17 protein-coding genes and 1 pseudogene are annotated in these 16,157 nt (G+C 39.7%); 7 read left to right on the forward strand and 11 right to left on the reverse strand.

What is annotated here, in order from left to right:
• Window positions 1-266 precede the first annotated feature (266 nt).
• From ACHFIY_RS14050 to ACHFIY_RS14070, 5 genes are all read left to right on the forward strand, one after another.
• On the forward strand, window positions 267-1,028 hold the full coding sequence (locus ACHFIY_RS14050) for an NUMOD4 domain-containing protein (RefSeq protein WP_410846739.1): 762 nt from the start codon (window positions 267-269) through the stop codon (window positions 1,026-1,028).
• A 205-nt stretch (window positions 1,029-1,233) separates the two neighbouring features.
• Window positions 1,234-1,971 carry a peptidylprolyl isomerase gene (locus ACHFIY_RS14055; RefSeq protein ID WP_410846740.1) on the forward strand — a complete coding sequence of 246 codons (738 nt, stop codon included), beginning with the start codon at window positions 1,234-1,236 and terminating at the stop codon, window positions 1,969-1,971.
• Between the two features lie 231 nt (window positions 1,972-2,202).
• Entirely contained in the window at window positions 2,203-2,580 is a 378-nt protein-coding gene (gcvH, locus tag ACHFIY_RS14060; RefSeq protein WP_410846741.1) for a glycine cleavage system protein GcvH, read from the forward strand.
• Window positions 2,581-2,666: 86 nt separating this feature from the next.
• Window positions 2,667-3,209: an RNA polymerase sigma factor gene (locus ACHFIY_RS14065; protein WP_410846742.1), complete on the forward strand. Its 543-nt coding sequence runs from the start codon at window positions 2,667-2,669 to the stop codon at window positions 3,207-3,209.
• A gap of 70 nt (window positions 3,210-3,279) precedes the next feature.
• A complete protein-coding gene (locus ACHFIY_RS14070; protein WP_410846743.1) occupies window positions 3,280-4,062 on the forward strand; it encodes an anti-sigma factor domain-containing protein in 783 nt (260 codons plus the stop codon).
• A gap of 158 nt (window positions 4,063-4,220) precedes the next feature.
• Here ACHFIY_RS14070 and ACHFIY_RS14075 read toward each other — a convergent pair whose 3' ends face one another.
• Both ACHFIY_RS14075 and ACHFIY_RS14080 read right to left on the reverse strand, forming a co-directional pair.
• A complete protein-coding gene (locus tag ACHFIY_RS14075) occupies window positions 4,221-4,457 on the reverse strand; it encodes a hypothetical protein (RefSeq protein WP_410846744.1) in 237 nt (78 codons plus the stop codon).
• Between the two features lie 973 nt (window positions 4,458-5,430).
• Window positions 5,431-6,309: a GLPGLI family protein gene (locus ACHFIY_RS14080; protein ID WP_410846745.1), complete on the reverse strand. Its 879-nt coding sequence runs from the start codon at window positions 6,307-6,309 to the stop codon at window positions 5,431-5,433.
• Between the two features lie 158 nt (window positions 6,310-6,467).
• On the opposite strand from ACHFIY_RS14080, the gene ACHFIY_RS14085 reads away from it, so the two are divergent.
• Complete coding sequence (locus ACHFIY_RS14085; protein ID WP_410846746.1) at window positions 6,468-7,706, forward strand: multidrug effflux MFS transporter; 1,239 nt, start codon at window positions 6,468-6,470, stop codon at window positions 7,704-7,706.
• A gap of 836 nt (window positions 7,707-8,542) precedes the next feature.
• Here the strand turns inward: ACHFIY_RS14085 and purN are convergent.
• Window positions 8,543-9,169 (reverse strand): phosphoribosylglycinamide formyltransferase, encoded by a 627-nt coding sequence (purN, locus tag ACHFIY_RS14090; protein WP_410846747.1) that lies wholly within the window; start codon window positions 9,167-9,169, stop codon window positions 8,543-8,545.
• A gap of 416 nt (window positions 9,170-9,585) precedes the next feature.
• Here purN and hemW point away from each other — a divergent pair, with 416 nt between their 5' ends.
• The gene (hemW, locus tag ACHFIY_RS14095; protein WP_410846748.1) at window positions 9,586-10,716 is read left to right on the forward strand and encodes a radical SAM family heme chaperone HemW; all 1,131 of its coding nucleotides are present in this window, start codon (window positions 9,586-9,588) and stop codon (window positions 10,714-10,716) included.
• Between the two features lie 2 nt (window positions 10,717-10,718).
• Here the strand turns inward: hemW and ACHFIY_RS14100 are convergent, their stop codons facing one another.
• From ACHFIY_RS14100 to ACHFIY_RS14135, 8 genes and pseudogenes are all read right to left on the reverse strand, one after another.
• Window positions 10,719-11,120 carry a Dabb family protein gene (locus ACHFIY_RS14100; protein ID WP_410846749.1) on the reverse strand — a complete coding sequence of 134 codons (402 nt, stop codon included), beginning with the start codon at window positions 11,118-11,120 and terminating at the stop codon, window positions 10,719-10,721.
• Window positions 11,121-11,401: 281 nt separating this feature from the next.
• On the reverse strand, window positions 11,402-12,001 hold the full coding sequence (locus ACHFIY_RS14105) for a NifU family protein (RefSeq protein WP_410846750.1): 600 nt from the start codon (window positions 11,999-12,001) through the stop codon (window positions 11,402-11,404).
• A gap of 170 nt (window positions 12,002-12,171) precedes the next feature.
• On the reverse strand, window positions 12,172-12,759 hold the full coding sequence (locus ACHFIY_RS14110) for a carboxymuconolactone decarboxylase family protein (protein ID WP_410846751.1): 588 nt from the start codon (window positions 12,757-12,759) through the stop codon (window positions 12,172-12,174).
• Window positions 12,760-12,867: 108 nt separating this feature from the next.
• Entirely contained in the window at window positions 12,868-13,428 is a 561-nt protein-coding gene (locus ACHFIY_RS14115) for a peroxiredoxin (RefSeq protein ID WP_410846752.1), read from the reverse strand.
• 339 nt (window positions 13,429-13,767) lie between these two features.
• A complete protein-coding gene (locus ACHFIY_RS14120) occupies window positions 13,768-14,577 on the reverse strand; it encodes a glutaminyl-peptide cyclotransferase (protein ID WP_410846753.1) in 810 nt (269 codons plus the stop codon).
• 109 nt (window positions 14,578-14,686) lie between these two features.
• Window positions 14,687-14,986 (reverse strand): helix-turn-helix domain-containing protein, encoded by a 300-nt coding sequence (locus ACHFIY_RS14125; protein ID WP_410846754.1) that lies wholly within the window; start codon window positions 14,984-14,986, stop codon window positions 14,687-14,689.
• A pseudogene (locus tag ACHFIY_RS14130) lies at window positions 14,958-15,140 on the reverse strand (type II toxin-antitoxin system RelE/ParE family toxin); the annotation flags it as partial. The pseudogene ACHFIY_RS14130 and the gene ACHFIY_RS14125, both read right to left, overlap by 29 nt.
• 269 nt (window positions 15,141-15,409) lie before the next feature.
• A complete protein-coding gene (locus ACHFIY_RS14135) occupies window positions 15,410-16,015 on the reverse strand; it encodes a transposase family protein (protein ID WP_410846755.1) in 606 nt (201 codons plus the stop codon).
• Window positions 16,016-16,157 lie beyond the last annotated feature (142 nt).

The following is a 16,157-nucleotide window of genomic DNA, read 5'->3' on the forward strand; positions in this document are numbered from 1 at the left end:
ATAGGCCTACAACAGTGTAAGTAAAAGGTTTCGATTATTTGCCCGATTTTTTTTGGGCAACTTTTGGGAATTTGCCAAATCTTACCGATAAAGGCTAAAAAAAATGATATGACCCACATAAAGTGGCACTTTGTTTGTATTTTTACGTACTGTATGTTTATAAAAAAGGGAGTAAAGGGGTAAACAATCTTGTTTGCTTGATAAACGTATGTGGTAGTGGCAATGCAAAAACAGCCTGCCACGCACTTCAATTTTCGAGAAATAGTATGATAGACTTCGCAAGGGAACAATGGAAACCCATTGAGTTTGACTTTGATTTTGAAATCACAAACCAAGCCAGGTTTGAGATTTCAAGCTATGGGCGGGTACGTTCTTTCCACAAAAAATCAAACGGCAATATTTTAAAGACCCTGCTAATAAATGGCTATGAAATAATTAGGCTAAAGTTTTTTACGCCAAGGGACAAAGAGACGCAAGCCCAGTTTGATGCTGCGCAAGCAGAAATACTAAGCTTGTATTATCAATTGGCCCGTATGAAAAAAGCGGGGGAAAACGAAACTAAAATTGCCGAAACCACGAAGCAGTTGAGCAAATTGAAAATTAACCATACGAAAAAAATAAAAAAAGAAACTTTGGCAAGGACCATCAACTGGCACTGCCTCATACATAGGCTTGTGGCAAAGCATTTCCTCGAAAAGCCAACACCCGGGCAAACAATAGTTGCCCATATCGACTTCGAGAAATTGAACAACAGGTACACGAACCTAAAATGGATGACCCCCGCCGAGAACTACAAACACCAACAAAAAAGCCCTTATGTGATAGAAGAAAACATGGTGAAAAAGAAACGCGACCAAACCAAGTCAAAGTCAGCAAAATTGACTGTAACAAGGGTGATGTTGCTGAAAAAAATGCTAAATGAGGGCAAGCCTATGAAGCAACTCGTGAAATTTTTCAAGATTACAGAAACGCAAATACTCAGGATTAAGCGCGGCGAAAACTGGAAAAACATTGAAGCGGCAAATTGACAATTGTTTATCTATAATCCCACCAATACTAACATTTGAAATATTGATGGCTGTCAGAACACACTCAGTTTTGCCCTCCTCTATTCAATCTTTTGTTCCACTGTTGTATCATACATTTATCAATAGGTTATATATTTGAACTTTAGAGCGTGATAGTGGCAATGCTGCTAAACAATATTTTTGTAGTTAGTAACAATATTTTTATATGATAAGGAAAGCCTTAATATTCTCTATTGCACTCGTAAGCTGTACAAGCATATTTGCCCAAGCAAAAGAACATACCACTGCAAAAAAAGAAGTTGCTACCAATAAGGCAACAACACCATCAGCCCCATTGCCAAAAGAACAACTAGTAGAAATAACCACCAACTTTGGTGTTATGGTTGCCAAGCTATACAATGCCACGCCGCTGCACAGGGACAATTTTATTGCCAAGGTAAAAGATGGTTTTTACGATAGCTTATTGTTTCACCGGGTAATCAGGCAGTTTATGATTCAGGGGGGCGATCCGCATAGCAAAAACGCCCCCGACACGGTAAGGCTAGGCGATGGCGAAGCACCAGGGGAAAAAATACCTGCCGAGTTCAACCCCAATTTCTTCCATAAAAAAGGCGCTTTAGCCGCCGCAAGGGATGGTAACCCTGCCAAGGCAAGCAGCAATTGCCAGTTTTACATTGTGCAAGGCAAACCGATAGACACAGCACAAATAAGGACTACCGGTGAAAGGATTGCAAAAAGTGGCAATGCCAGTTTTGCTTATACCAAAGCACAAAAAGAAATTTACCAGCGCATTGGCGGCACGCCACAGCTAGACCAGAATTATACTGTTTTTGGGGAAGTTATAAGCGGGCTAGACGTTATAGACAAAATAGCATCTATTTACACCAAGCCAGGAGACAGGCCCATGATGAACGTTTGGATGAAAATAAAATTGCTGAATTGATAAAATGGTGCGCACCACACGATTTGCCACAAAGGAAGTAAGGCTCAAAGTAGCAATAAGAAATAAAAGGATTTATGCTTTTTCTTTCTTCTTTTCCCTTAAAACTTTGTGCTTCTTTGTGTTTTCGTGCCTTTGTGGCAATAAATATATCTAGTGGAATATTAAATATAATTTTCACTGTGTAGTTAGAATAAAAAGCATTTACTTGCATTATAATAAAATTGAAATATCATGGGTTTCCCTACCAATTTACGTTATACCAAAGACCACGAATGGGTGAGCCTAGAAGGCAGCACAGCCACAATAGGCATTACCGATTTTGCACAAAGTGAACTGGGCGATATTGTTTTTGTAGAAATAGGCACCGTAGGCAAAACGCTGAAAGCCGCTGAAATATTTGGTACCGTAGAAGCAGTGAAAACGGTAAGTGATTTGTTTTTGCCAGTTGACGGCACCATACTGGAAACAAACCCATTGCTGGAAAAAGAACCAGAATTGGTAAATACCGATCCTTATGGCAAAGGCTGGATGGTGAAAGTTGCAGTTGCCAATGTGGGCGATATAGACACCTTGCTAGATGCCGCAGCCTATCAGGCATTGGTTAGATAGTAAAAAAATAAAGAAGGCACAAAACCAACTGCCATCATTTCTCGTTTATAATGTAACATCTGATTTTTAAAACCTTAAAATACAGCTTGGAGGCCGTAAAAAAATACAGCGAAACAGAGTTGGTGCTATTGCTAAAACAGCGTAGCCACACAGCCTATGGTTATCTATACGATAATTATGGCGGGGCTTTGCTATCTGTTATTCACAACATTGTTGCGGACATTGAGCTGGCAAATGATGTGCTACAGGAGGTTTTTGTTAAAATTTGGAGGCAGATAGAAAGTTACGACGATACAAAAGGAAGGTTATTTACATGGATGCTCAATATATCCCGCAATGCCTCAATAGACACGGTAAGAAGCAAAGGGTATCAAAACAGTCAGCAAAATAGTGAGCTTACAGAAGCCACTTTTGATGCAGGCGGCACTACCCAGTTGCAAACAGACGTGATAGGCTTGCGAAAAGTGGTACACCAATTGAAAGAAGATTATAAAGTACTGGTAGAACTGGCTTATTTTCAAGGATACACACAGGACGAGATTTCTAAAATATTAAACATCCCCCTAGGCACGGTAAAAACAAGGTTGAGGAACGCATTAATACAATTAAGGACAATAATAAAAGAATAAAGCAATAAAACAATAAGTGGACATCAAGGATTACATATCAAATGGCATAATAGAAACCTACGTTTTAGGTATGGCTGATGCACAAGAAGTTGCCGAAATAGAGCAACTCAGAGGCCAGCACCCTGAAATAGCGGAAGCTATTGCCTCATTTGAAGCGTCATTAGAAGCCACCGCTTTTGCTAACGCTATTGTGCCAAATGCTGCCACCCGTGAAAAATTGATGCTTGCATTGGAGGAAGAGGCTGGGGATATGATAAGACCGGCGGCAAATGTACAAGAAGCCAAGATAGTGCCTTTACAGCCCATAAAGCCAGCAGCTAGCCAACCATATTTGTTTAAATATGCAGCCGCAGCAGCAATCATATTATTGATAGTAAGCGCAGGGCTGAATGTATATTTCTATGGCAAGTACGATGCTGCCAACAAACAAGTAGTGGCATTGCTAAACGACAAGAACAACCTTTCGGCCGACAATAGCACCATGCAGGCCAAATACATAGACCTGTATAGCAATCTGCAATTGATGAGCGACACAAACATCATCAAAGTGGCCATGAAAGGTGTGCCTACAAAAGAAACCAGCTTGGCTACCGTGTTCTGGAACAACAAAACTAAGGACGTATATTTATTTGCCAACAATTTGCCCAAAGCACCAGCGGGGAAACAATACCAACTATGGGCTTTGGTAAACGGCAAGCCAATAGATGCAGGTGTTTTATCTGACTGTAATGGTGTTTGCAAGCTAAAAAACACCCAAAAGGCAGACATATTTGCCATCACACTAGAAAAAGCAGGCGGCAGTCCATCGCCAGATCTTACCCAGTTGTATGTGTTGGGCAAAGTAGGAGCCTAAAAATTGAATGTGCTTGGGGAAAGTTCTTTGGCAATGTTGCCAATTTAATCCTTCAGTTAAAAAATACTTTCCAATTATTGCTTGCGTTTCCTCAATATTTATGTTTTCTCTCTTCTTCTTCTTTATATAGCGATGTGGCTACTATATAAATAAAAGTGCTATGCGCTCAGGTTATATAGTTTCAAAACAGCCAGCCTTACTATTTTACTATGGGTTAAAATTAACAAAAAACATTTCCTAATTTCAGGAATACTGGTGGAGTGGCTATAAAAAAAATTGGCCCCGATAAAAATCGGAGCCGCAACCAAAACTAACGATGCAAATATAAGGATATTTTGTCTTAGTAATACTTTCAAAATAACTTTCCCCATTTCCGAATAAGTTTTTTTTTTCATTTTATCAATCTTTTTGCGTTTCCCTTTGTGTCCTTAAAGTGAAACGTTTTACCTTAAAAAGGATTCTCTTTATGCTTATTTGCGCAAAATCTTTGTGTTCTTTGTGGTTAAATATTTCTTTTGAAATTACCCTAGATGGGGAAAGTTATTTCGGAAACGTTACTAAAGGAAGAAAGAACAAGGTTAAAATCTATTCTTTTTTACTTTTTCTTAGTGTTGCTTCGTGCTTCAGGGTGCATGAATGTCTCCCTACAAGCAACTGGTGTTTAGCTAAAAACAACTAATTAATATAAAAAATTAGTGATATTCGTGCATTAGTGGCTAATTGGTTGTATAGGAGTTTTTCGCTTGGGCTACCTTTTTTGATTTGTCCTGAAACGTGCCATAATTTATAAAAACCTTATCTTTGTACTATAAATGCACTTGATACAAAGCATTTACAAAGCTAGTGTCTCGCAACAGTATTGTAGTTCTTTTTTTACTAATATTAAAATAGTAGTTTTTAAAAATTAGGGTATTATAATTCCTTATCAATAAATTATCACTTTATTATCATGAAATGATTAGTTTATTATCAGTTTCTTATCAATACATAATCAATAAATGATAGTAAATTATCATAAAATTACACGTTTTTTCTACTAAAAAGTTCGCTAATATTATTGATAATCAATCCTTTACAAAAATTGCGAGGATTTTTAAAAAAAATCAGAAGCGGCAAAAAAGACCAAAAATCGGCAAAACTGAAACTATTTTAATAAAAAAAAGGCTAAAATAATAGTATTAAAAATAGTCAAATGTTTTTGCCTTGCCATTTCCCTTGTTTCTGTTAACGCTCCGTTTGGAGGACTTTTCCCGGCTTTTCGGGAGGGGTTGAGGTTCGCTGGATTCATTTTTTAATAAAAAAACTTAAAACCTTTTATGCACCCTTGCTCCGAGACTTTGTGCATTTGTGGCTATGTATATTGCATAATTATTCATTCTGTGGCGACCCTTGTGTCATATCCACCCCGCCATTGCCGCCAAAATTTTTCATCGCTTCTTCCATCATTTTGCGGTATTCCTGCCGGGTTACTTTTTTGCCCTTTTTGGGTTCTTTCAAGTCTTTTTCCGATACTGTTTTCTTTATGTCAGTGGCAGTGTACACCATAAAGCCATTGTCAACATCAACAGACAGTATGGCACCAGGCAGTTGCCCGTAGCTCTCTGGCCCCACGGAAGCTGGTATGCCTTCTGCAAACCAAGTCACTACATCTACTTCTGTTGCAGCTCTGTTCCTGCGGGCTGTATCTGCACTGCTATTATTGTTATCGCTGCCCTGCCTGTTTCGGTTGCCTCCGCCAAAGCCGCCCCCACCAAAAGATTTTTGTTTCAGCGTGGCTTTGCGGCAGGTATAGCCTAAAATAACCTTGGTTTCTGCGGCAATTTTCCATGATTGTTTTTTAATGGTGTCGGTTATTAAAAAATTTCGCCCGGCTTGCTCGGTAGCCTGAGTGGAAATGCCTTCCGAAAGGTTTTTAAACAAGTCGCCATCCATGCCACCCATCATTCTGGAAAAACGGCCACCGCCCCTGCCACCACCAAAACCACCACCTCCGCCAAACCCGCTCCCATCGCCGCTATTGAAATCCTCTTCTGGCGCGGCAAAGGTCTTGTACAGTGAAATGCTGTCATTGAAATACAATACATGATTGGTAACCCTGAATTCTGGCACAACAGCCCTCCTTTCTTCGCTTTGTATCCTTTTCCAAAAGTTTATTTTCCGCTCGTAGATAATGGTGCCTTCTTTTACTTGGGCATTTAGTTGGAAAATGCAAGTGAATGTGATGATTATAAATAAGAACTTTTTCATAATGGTGGTTGATGTAATATGGCTTACTAATTTTTCAAAATTAATAATAGCATTGAATTTTGAAATGGGAAGAAAGGTTAATGGGTAATATTATCGGTAAAAAAGGTATCATTGTTTTATACTGATAGGCTGTATCATTGCACTAAACATATAATGGAATGGGCATTACGCAAAGAATCAAGCTGCAAAATTTTTTCCTGATACTAATGATTGGTGCGCTAAACACCATCACGCCCATATCTATTGATATGTATTTGCCAGCCTTCCCCAATATTGCTGCAGATATGCATACCAGCCTCGGGGATGTCGCTTTGTCTGTATCTATTTATTTCTTTGGGTTTGCAATTGGGCAAATTTTGTATGGCCCCTTGCTAGACAGGTTTGGAAGAAAAAAGCCTTTGTTTATCGGGCTTGGCTTGTGTGTTGTGGCAACGCTTGGTTGCGCCTTGACAAATTCCATCCAAATGTTTTGGGTAATGCGGTTTGTGCAGGCATTAAGTGGCTGTGTAAGTGCCGTGGCAGCCATGGCCATGGTGCTTGATTTTTTCCCAGCCGAGAAAAGTGCAAGGATTATCTCGTTGCTGATATTGATATTGGGCGTGTCGCCATTGCTGGCACCTACCGTTGGTGGGTTTATTATAACAGCCTGGAATTGGCGTATTGTGTTTGTGATACTAGCTGCCATTATTGCCATTGTTTTGGTAGTTGCCATTTTCTTTTTGCCCGAGGCTTACAAGCCAGACCCAACCGTGTCTCTCATGCCAAAACCCATCATCACGGGCTTTTTAAATATCTTGACCAAGCCACAATTTTATATTTATGCCCTTGCAGGCACATTTTCTTTTGCAGGATTGTTTGTGTATGTGGCAGGCTCGCCAGCTATTTTCATGGGGGAGTTCCATGTTAGCCCCAAAGTTTATGGCGGCATATTTGCCGGGCTATCCATAGGTTTTATTGGTTCCAGCCAGCTAAATCATTATTTAACCACCCGGTTCAGCAACCAAGCCATATTTAAAACTGTTTTGATAATACAAGCCATTACCAGTTTTGCTTTCCTGGCCACGGCATTAAATGGGTGGGTAAGCCTTGCATCTACTATATGCTTCCTGTTTATATTGCTTTCCTGTTCAGGGCTTAGTTTTCCCAATGCAGCTTCTGTGGCGTTGAATCCATTTGCCAAAAATGCTGGTACAGCTTCCTCGCTAATGGGCTTTATACAAATTGGCATTGGAGGTGCCATATCTGCTGGGGTAGGCATGTTGCCATATAAAGGCATCCTTTCCACGGCATTGGTAATGGCAGTTTCTGTAAGCATTGCCTTGTGTATATTGCTTCTTGTCAAAAAAGCACCTGTTGTGGCGCAAGCAAGCACAGAAGCCTACAAAGGTTTCCATTAAATTTTTGTTACTACTCACCACATAGAATATTTTTGCCACAATGTTCACAAGAAATAGAAAACACAAAATACACAAGGCTAAGGGCATATAAAGAAAACAAAGCATTGCACAACTCAAATAAATAACAGGCTTCTCACATAGCCATTGTGTCTATTTGCCTTCTTTAGGGGGTGAGGGAAGTGTAAAGAGGGTGCATAAAACTTTTTCGCTTTGTCCTGATAAGCCCCAATCTATAAAAACCTTATTTTTGTGCTAGGAATGCACTTGATACAAACTACTTACCAAACTAGTGCCTCGGCATCTTAATCGTAGTTCTTTTTTTACTAATATTAAAATAGTTGTAGTCCCATAAATCCGTCTTGTATTTATGGTTATAAAATACGCAAAAATTAGGCACAAAATGAGTATAAATTACGCAGAAACCAAGCACAAAATACGCATAAAATAAGCACAAAATAGGCATAAAATAAGCACTAAAATTTGATGTTTTTGTTGATAATCAATGGTTTACAAGCATGGTAACGATTTTTGAAAAAAAGGAACAGCGTAAAAATCCCACAAAAATGGCAAATCTGAAACTATTTTAATAAAAACAAGATAAAAAATATATTATTAAAAATATGCAAATGTTATTCCCCTGCCATGTGCCTATTACCTTTTCATTTGGGTAACTTGTTATGGCCGTTCGGGAGGGGTGAGGTTAGGCTTGTTTGATTTTTCAATAAAAAGCGAAAAAGTGTTATGCACCCGTGCAACATATTACTTAAAATATGGAGGATTTCTTTGCGTACTTTGTGTAAATTCTTCGTGAACCTTGTGGTTAGACCTATATTTTCTTAGTGCTGCTTTGAGCCTTCGTGGCTTTGTGGCAAAAAAATCTCCTCTATCACCCTCGCAAAATGCGCATGTTCCAAACTGTGGATTTTTTTAGCCAAGCTGTCGGGTGTATCTGTGGATAAAACTGGGCAAGTTGCCTGAAAAATAGGCGAGCCCTCGTCAAAATGCTCGTTTACATAATGGATAGTGATACCGCTTTCCGCTTCCTTGTTGGCAATAACCGCCTCATGTACAAAATGACCATACATGCCTTTGCCGCCATATTTTGGCAATAGCGCAGGGTGTATATTGATGATTTTATTTGGGAAAGCATTGATAAGGGCAAGCGGTATTTTCCAAAGGAAGCCTGCCAGCACAATAAAATCTATTTCAAGTGCTTGCAATTCACTCACATATCCATCACCCTTGAAAAAACGTTCCTTTTCAATGATCAAAACAGGTATTTGCTCATTGCTTGCTATTTGAACAACACCTGCTTGGGGCTTGTTGCATACAATAAGGGATATAGTTATTTGGGGATGCTGTTGAAAATGGTCAATAATCTTTTGGGCATTGCTACCTGCTCCCGATGCAAAAATGGCAATCCGGGTGGTTTTAAGTATTTTTTCAGTGATTGTTGCTTGCATTATGAATGAGAAAATTGCTGTTTAGGCAAATATGCGTTGAAATTAGCGTTAAATAAATGCTTTCTTCTTCCCTTAAAACTTTGTACCTTCCTGTAGCTTTGTGCCTTCGTGGCAGATTAACCAAACTTGCACTTGAGGAGTAACAAAAAATCAAATTTATTGCTATGTCTTTACACCAAATCAACTCCTATTTTTACACATTGCAAACATGGTCTATTCAAAATGGCTGGTTTTTTGTAAAATCTATCTCATTCTAAACCCAATATAGGACTATTTTTACAAATCCGGCATTTTATACCTGAAAATCTAGGTGGCTATGTGGTGAAAGATCTTTTTCTTTTCTTAGCGCTACTTTTAGCCGTCGTGGCTATACCAACCGTTTCTAAATTTTAAATTTAGCGTTTAAAATAAATTTTATGCCTGGCATTTATATCCATATTCCTTTTTGCAGGAAAGCCTGCCATTACTGCAATTTCCATTTTTCTACTACACATAGTTTATTGCCCCAAATGGTGGAGGCAATTGTTGCAGAAATGGGGATTAGGAAAGGGTATATAACTGGCGAGATAAATACCATTTATTTTGGTGGCGGCACGCCGAGCCTTTGCACCAACGAGCAGATGGATATGCTGATGGCTGCCATAAAAAGTAATTTTACTGTTTCGCCCACGGCAGAAATAACGCTAGAAGCAAACCCAGATGATATTGCCACTGAAAAATTGCTGCACTGGAAAGCCCGTGGCATTAACAGGCTAAGCATTGGTGTGCAATCTTTCCGGGAGGAAGATTTGCGCTGGATGAACCGTGCCCATAATGCAAGCCAAGCGTGGGAAGCCATACAACTGGCAAAAGAATATGGGTTTCACAATATAAGCATCGACCTTATTTATGGCACGCCTTCGCTTTCTGACGAAGACTGGCAGGCCAATGTGAAAACGGCTATTGCTTTGGGCATACCGCATTTATCCTGCTATGCCCTGACCGTGGAGCCCAAAACGGCATTGGACAAAATGATACAGCTAAAAAAAGTGCCACAACCAGAAGCCGAGAAACAAGCCCGACATTTTGAATTGCTGATGCAATGGCTGGGCGAAGCAGGTTATGAGCATTATGAAATAAGCAATTTCGCAAAACCCGGTTGGCGAAGCAAACATAATAGCAGTTATTGGCAGGGCGTGCATTATATGGGCCTTGGGCCAGCAGCACACTCATTTAATGGAACTAGCCGCCAATGGAATATTGCCAACAATGCTTTGTATATGCAAGGCATTGCCACACAAGCACTTGCCTTTGAAAAAGAGGAACTTACGCCTACCCAAACCTTGAACGAATATATTATGACCAGCCTACGTACTATGGAGGGTTTGTCATTTACCCATATAACCAGCAATTGGGGGCAACTAAAAGCCGATACCATAAAGGCATCGGCTACAAAATATATTCAACAGGGTAGTGCTTTACTTTCGGGTGAGTGCCTTCAATTAACCAAGCAAGGCAAACTATTGGCAGATGGTATTGCGAGTGATTTGTTTTTGGAGGAGGGGTAACATTACACCGCCAACGAATCTGCCTTCACAATCTTCCCCCATAAATCGCCGCATTCTTTTACAAACTTGGCGTGTATTGGGTCTTTGTGATACACATCTATATCGCCCGCTTCTTCAAACACCATTAACAGGGACACATGATAGCTTTTTTGCGGGTCGCCTTCCACAAAAACCTGCGGCACGCCTATATGGTGGTATTTTATTTGTTTTACCGTTACCAACTCATGCAAGCCGTCTATTAGTTTTTGCTTGTCTGCCTCGCTGGCTGGGTTTTTCAACCAGTAATATACTATGTGCATCAGGCTTTGCTTTGCGGCAGCTCTTTTGCTAAGGCCAGAAGCTGTGGTGGCAATTGCGGCGAGGCTGGCAGCAGCTAGAAATTTCCTACGGGACAATGCGCTCATTTTTCAGATTTTTATATGGTGCAATTAATTGCAATATTAAACATTATACATTCTAAAGAAAATATAAAAGTTACTAATTGCAACTTATATTGCCATGAAGGCTCTAAGACTCCAAGAAGTACAAAGAAAAAACAAAAAATACAAGCTCTTTATTTATTCTTTCCTTAAAAACTTTGTGCCTCTTTGTGTCTTCGTGCTTTTGTGGCAAATAACCCACAAAAAAAAGCGGGATGCAATAGCAACCCGCTTACCAAAACAAACACACACAACAAAAACAACTATTATTCTGCTTCTGCAATTACTTCTTTTACTTCTGGTATCATGCGCTTCATCATGCCTTCTATGCCTGCTTTCAGCGTTATCATAGACGATGGGCAACCACTGCAACTGCCTTGCAGCATCAGGTTTACCGTGCCTTCATTATAACTCCTAAACTGAATGGCTCCTCCATCCATTTCCACCGCAGGTTTTACATAATTTTCCAACAATTCTTTTACTCTTTTCACAATATCATCGTCATCAGCACTTACTGTATTGCTTGCTTCCTGCTTGGTCTTCGCAACTTCTTCCTCGTTTACTACCACGCCGCCATTTTCTAAATATTCTTTCAAAAATTGCTTAATGGTAGGTATCACGTCTTGCCAATCGTCTGTATCACTGGTTTTTGTAAGCGTAATAAAATTACTAGCTATAAAAACACTTTTTATAAACGGGAAGCTAAACAATTCCTTGGCCAATGGCGATGGGCCTGCTAGGCTTTCCTCCGCAAAATCAATGCTTTTGCCCGGATACAATAGTTTGTTGGCTACAAACTTCATTGTTTCCGGGTTAGGTGTCATTTCCGTATATATGCTGATGATGGTATTACCCGTTTTAATCATAACTTCTTGTATTAAAGCACAAAATTAATAAATGCTGCCCAGTAAAAACATCGCAAAGCAGAAGGTTTAAGGTAGATGAGGGTTTAATTTCGGCTATCGAAAAAGGCAAAGAGGTAATAAGCAAGGAGGCAAAAAGTAAGAAAAGATAGCAAATTAATACTCTTTGCCTCCTAACTCAATACCGTAATCAACCCTTTAATAATAGCACCCAATTTTACAGCTTCAAAAATCTTGCTTTCGGAGTAACCATGCTGCAAAACAGATTGTTCGTGCGAAGTAACACACATTTCGCATCCATTGATGGAAGATATAACCAAACTCATCAGTTCAAAAAATGCCTTACCCAGTACAGGGTTTATCATAATGCTCATTTTAATCCCTGCTGGCTGGTTGGAATAAAAATCTTTCTTCATGAAATGGCGGAAGCGGTAAAAGATATTGTTCGTGTTCATCAACGACGTGCAAGCCACCACTTCGGCAATTTCCGCATCGGTTGCACCAGCCTGCTTTGCCAAGCCAGTAAATGATTCTTTCAGCAAATCAAATTTTTCGTTAATGGCTACGCTAAGCGCCAGCAACAAGGCCTCTTTTCTGTTAAGGTATTGCGTGTTTACCAATACATTTCCCACGTTTATTTTCAAGTCTTTAATAAACCTTGCATCAACGGCCAGCAATGCCTCGGCATTGGCCGAAGGCGTGTAATTGGGTATAGCCAACTCGTTTAGCAGGTTTACAAAAGTTTCGTTTTGAATACTCATTAGATATGTTTTATTGAGGGAAACAGGCAGAGGGGCAAGGAGGCAAAGAGTTCCAATCATGTACAATACTCTTTGCCTCCTTGCCTAACCCCCTTTTGCCTCAAAAAATTAATTAAGTGCCAATTCGGCTGTCAATGTTTTTTGGTCGTTTGTCCAGTTGCAAGGGCAAAGCTCATCGGTTTGCAAAGCATCTAGCACACGCAATACTTCCTGCACATTGCGGCCTACGCTTAGGTCATATACGCTTACCCAGCGAACAATGCCTTGTGGATCCACGATAAATGTGGCACGGTAGGCAATTTTTTCATCTGCATCCAATATGCCAAGTTCTTCAGCCAATGATTTTGAAGTGTCGGCCAGCATAGGGAATTTCAAATCCCTCAAATCGGCATGGTCTCTTCTCCAAGCAGCATGTACAAATTCGCTGTCAGTAGATGCACCAATTAACACAGCGTCCCTATCTGCAAAATCACTGCTTTTTTTATTGAACTCAGCAATTTCTGTTGGGCAAACAAACGTAAAATCTTTTGGCCACCAAAACATTACTGTCCATTTTCCAGATGTTTCGTTGGTAATTTCTGTAAATTCTTTACCTTTTTCAATAGACACTACTACTTTTTTCTTAAATGCTGGGAATGTGCTGCCGATAGATAGGACACGATTGCTCATATTGTATTTTTTTAATTTCTTTACTAAAACGCAAAGATGCAGGATGTGAATTATAGCTATTGATTGATTGTTTCTATAATGAGATAGGGAAAGACTATAGACCTAGTTTTTATATAATTTTTTGTTTGTTGTAAGTAATATTTCAAATATCAAGTTGCGGGTAACAATTCGCCTATTTGCCGCTTTCTTGCGGAAAATAAGGCTTACATTGGCCGCAAGGCAATCTATAGGCAGTAGCAAAATACATCTATCAAAATTAGGATTGGACTAATTTCACTTGGCAAGAATCGGCAATTAATGCAATTTTGCTTGCACTAATCCTCGATTGGTAATCCATCCCTACTCCACCAACCCCTTCACTTCAAAAATCTTTGGCCAATATTTGCCAGTAATGAACAAGTGCTTGTTTGTACTGTCATAGGCAATGCCATTCAGTACTTCTGCCCTTTCTATCGCTTCGGGGAAGTATTTTTCCTTAGTTCCTGCAAAATCTGCCTTGGCCAATACCTTGCCGCTTTCGGGGTTTATTTTCACAATCACATCTGTTTGCCAGATATTGGCCAGTATGTAGCCATTAATATATTCCAACTCATTTACATTGCCCAGAGGGCCATTGTTGTCGCTAACACCTACAATATTCAAGACCTTGAATGTTTCTGGATCCCGGAAGTACAGGTTGTTGCTGCCATCGCTCATGATTATTTGCTTGCCATTGTTTGTCATGCCCCAGCCTTCTCCTTCGTAAGTAAACTCTTTTAACTTGGCAAATGTTTTTGCATCATACACAAAACAGATTTTTTCTTTCCACGTAAGTTGGTAGATTTTGTTGTTGATAATGGTAATGCCCTCGCCAAAATATTGCTTTGTTAGGCCTAGCTTCTTAATGTCCTTCCCTGTTTTTAAATCAACAGTTACCAGCTTGCTGCTACCGTATTGCCCCCCGCTTTCGTACAGGGTATTGTCGTGAAATTCTAGGCCTTCGGTATAAGTTGTTGTGTCGTGCGGGTACATATTGGTAATAGTAACTGACAGTTGGATAGGCAGATTTGTTACAGAAGGTTGCGTGTCAGTGGGAAGATTATGTTTTGTGTCATTATCATTGCACGCGAATAACAATGCAAACAAGCAAGAAACAGTTATTTTATTCATCAAGAAAGTATATCTTTTAAAATGATTTTCAAACCCAAATGGAGCTGCAAAGAAAGGCACATTGCAGATGGGCTATGTATTATCTCCCCTTATGGCTCCCTGAGCGCAGCTAGACCTTTATAGATATTTTGAGTTGGCCGCCAAGTCCGTCTTTAATTATCCTTTGCAAGGTTGAAGATATCACGTCTTTTAAATCTTTTTCTAGTTTTGAAATGTTCGATTTATTAGTTCCTGCAAGTTCGGAAACCTGTTCTTGTGTCAAGCCATTTTCCTGTCTTGCATCCTCAATAAGTACACCCATCTTAAAAGCTTGAAATTCGTTGTCGTATTTCTCACGTTTTTTTGTGCCTTTAGGACCTATTTCTTCGGTTATAAATTCGCTAGGGCTTGTGAGATTGCTTTTCTTCATAATACTGCTTTTTAATTTTTTCTGCCTCGTCTAGTTCCTGCTTTGATGTCTTTTGGGTTTTCTTTTGAAAACCATGCTCTACCACTACAATTTCATTTTTGTCAAAGAAAGAAAATATGCAATGGATATTATTTCCTACCTGAACCCTAATTTCATAAAGACCATTGGTTTTTCAAAGTGTTTGAAATAAATTTCAGGGATACGATTAATGCTTTCAATAATTTCCAAGATCCAAAGAATTTTCTTCTGCACCTTTCAAGTGAGGCTGTCGTAAAATTCACGAAAATATTCTTTGAAAAAAAATAGTACGTTTTCTTTCCACCAATCAAAGATAAGGAACTACTACAAATGTGTTGATAAGTCATTTGATTTGTTTTTCTTTTTTCACTCAACCATTAGCGTTTATGTCAGTTTAATTACAGGTTATTTAACGGGTTTCCTCTCGACCTTAAAGTTATGCAAGCCTGTACAAATAGCAAATACCTTGTAGGGATATTCGTTTTTTCTCAACCTGCATTCGTCTTTAACAATCCTGTACCTTTTTGTGCTACCGATAGCATGTTCTACCATGACCCTTACTGTTGATATTGCCCTATTTTCATCTTTTTGGGCTTGTGTCAAGTCTTTTCCCCTTGGCTTTTTCTTGGGTTGGATAATCCTGATGCCATCGGGGGCAAAACCTTGGTAGCCCGTGTCCTGCAATAGTATGATTTTTGCCATTGCTTTGCCAAGTACGCCCAAGTACTGTTCATCTGCAATCTTTTTATCGTGCGTTGCACCGCTTACAGTGGCACCCACGAACAGTATCAGGCATAGCGTGCTAATAATCACCCCGTTTTTCAACGTGTGTTTTTTCTTTTTGCCACTGTAGTTCTCTTTTTGTTCCTCATCTTCCACTGGGCGTGGTATTTCCCGCTCCGTTCCATCGTGCATCAGCACCATTTCACCCTCTACAGCTAATTTTTCCGCAAGCCCCTCCGCAGTTGTTGCTGGCATTGCACAGGCATCTTCAAGTGCATCTTGCAGCACAACTGTCAGGCGGGTGCATAAAAGTTTTTCGCTTTTTAGTGAAAAAATACCCTACTATAACCCTGCCCGCCACTTATCCCAAAAAGCCGGAACAAACACCCCCAGGGGCAAGAAGATGGGATGCAAAACGAGGACACTTATA

Source organism: Parasediminibacterium schistidii, from assembly GCF_046546515.1.
Taxonomy (GTDB): Bacteria; Bacteroidota; Bacteroidia; order Chitinophagales; family Chitinophagaceae; genus Parasediminibacterium.

Coding starts and splice junctions, on each gene's coding strand:
- ACHFIY_RS14050 (WP_410846739.1), top strand. CDS start 267: ATGATAGACTTCGCAAGGGAACAATGGAAACCCATTGAGTTTGACTTT.
- ACHFIY_RS14055 (WP_410846740.1), top strand. CDS start 1,234: ATGATAAGGAAAGCCTTAATATTCTCTATTGCACTCGTAAGCTGTACA.
- gcvH (WP_410846741.1), top strand. CDS start 2,203: ATGGGTTTCCCTACCAATTTACGTTATACCAAAGACCACGAATGGGTG.
- ACHFIY_RS14070 (WP_410846743.1), top strand. CDS start 3,280: ATGGCTGATGCACAAGAAGTTGCCGAAATAGAGCAACTCAGAGGCCAG.
- ACHFIY_RS14075 (WP_410846744.1), bottom strand. CDS start 4,457: ATGAAAAAAAAAACTTATTCGGAAATGGGGAAAGTTATTTTGAAAGTA.
- ACHFIY_RS14080 (WP_410846745.1), bottom strand. CDS start 6,309: ATGAAAAAGTTCTTATTTATAATCATCACATTCACTTGCATTTTCCAA.
- ACHFIY_RS14085 (WP_410846746.1), top strand. CDS start 6,468: ATGGGCATTACGCAAAGAATCAAGCTGCAAAATTTTTTCCTGATACTA.
- purN (WP_410846747.1), bottom strand. CDS start 9,169: ATGCAAGCAACAATCACTGAAAAAATACTTAAAACCACCCGGATTGCC.
- hemW (WP_410846748.1), top strand. CDS start 9,586: ATGCCTGGCATTTATATCCATATTCCTTTTTGCAGGAAAGCCTGCCAT.
- ACHFIY_RS14100 (WP_410846749.1), bottom strand. CDS start 11,120: ATGAGCGCATTGTCCCGTAGGAAATTTCTAGCTGCTGCCAGCCTCGCC.
- ACHFIY_RS14105 (WP_410846750.1), bottom strand. CDS start 12,001: ATGATTAAAACGGGTAATACCATCATCAGCATATATACGGAAATGACA.
- ACHFIY_RS14110 (WP_410846751.1), bottom strand. CDS start 12,759: ATGAGTATTCAAAACGAAACTTTTGTAAACCTGCTAAACGAGTTGGCT.
- ACHFIY_RS14115 (WP_410846752.1), bottom strand. CDS start 13,428: ATGAGCAATCGTGTCCTATCTATCGGCAGCACATTCCCAGCATTTAAG.
- ACHFIY_RS14120 (WP_410846753.1), bottom strand. CDS start 14,577: ATGAATAAAATAACTGTTTCTTGCTTGTTTGCATTGTTATTCGCGTGC.
- ACHFIY_RS14125 (WP_410846754.1), bottom strand. CDS start 14,986: ATGAAGAAAAGCAATCTCACAAGCCCTAGCGAATTTATAACCGAAGAA.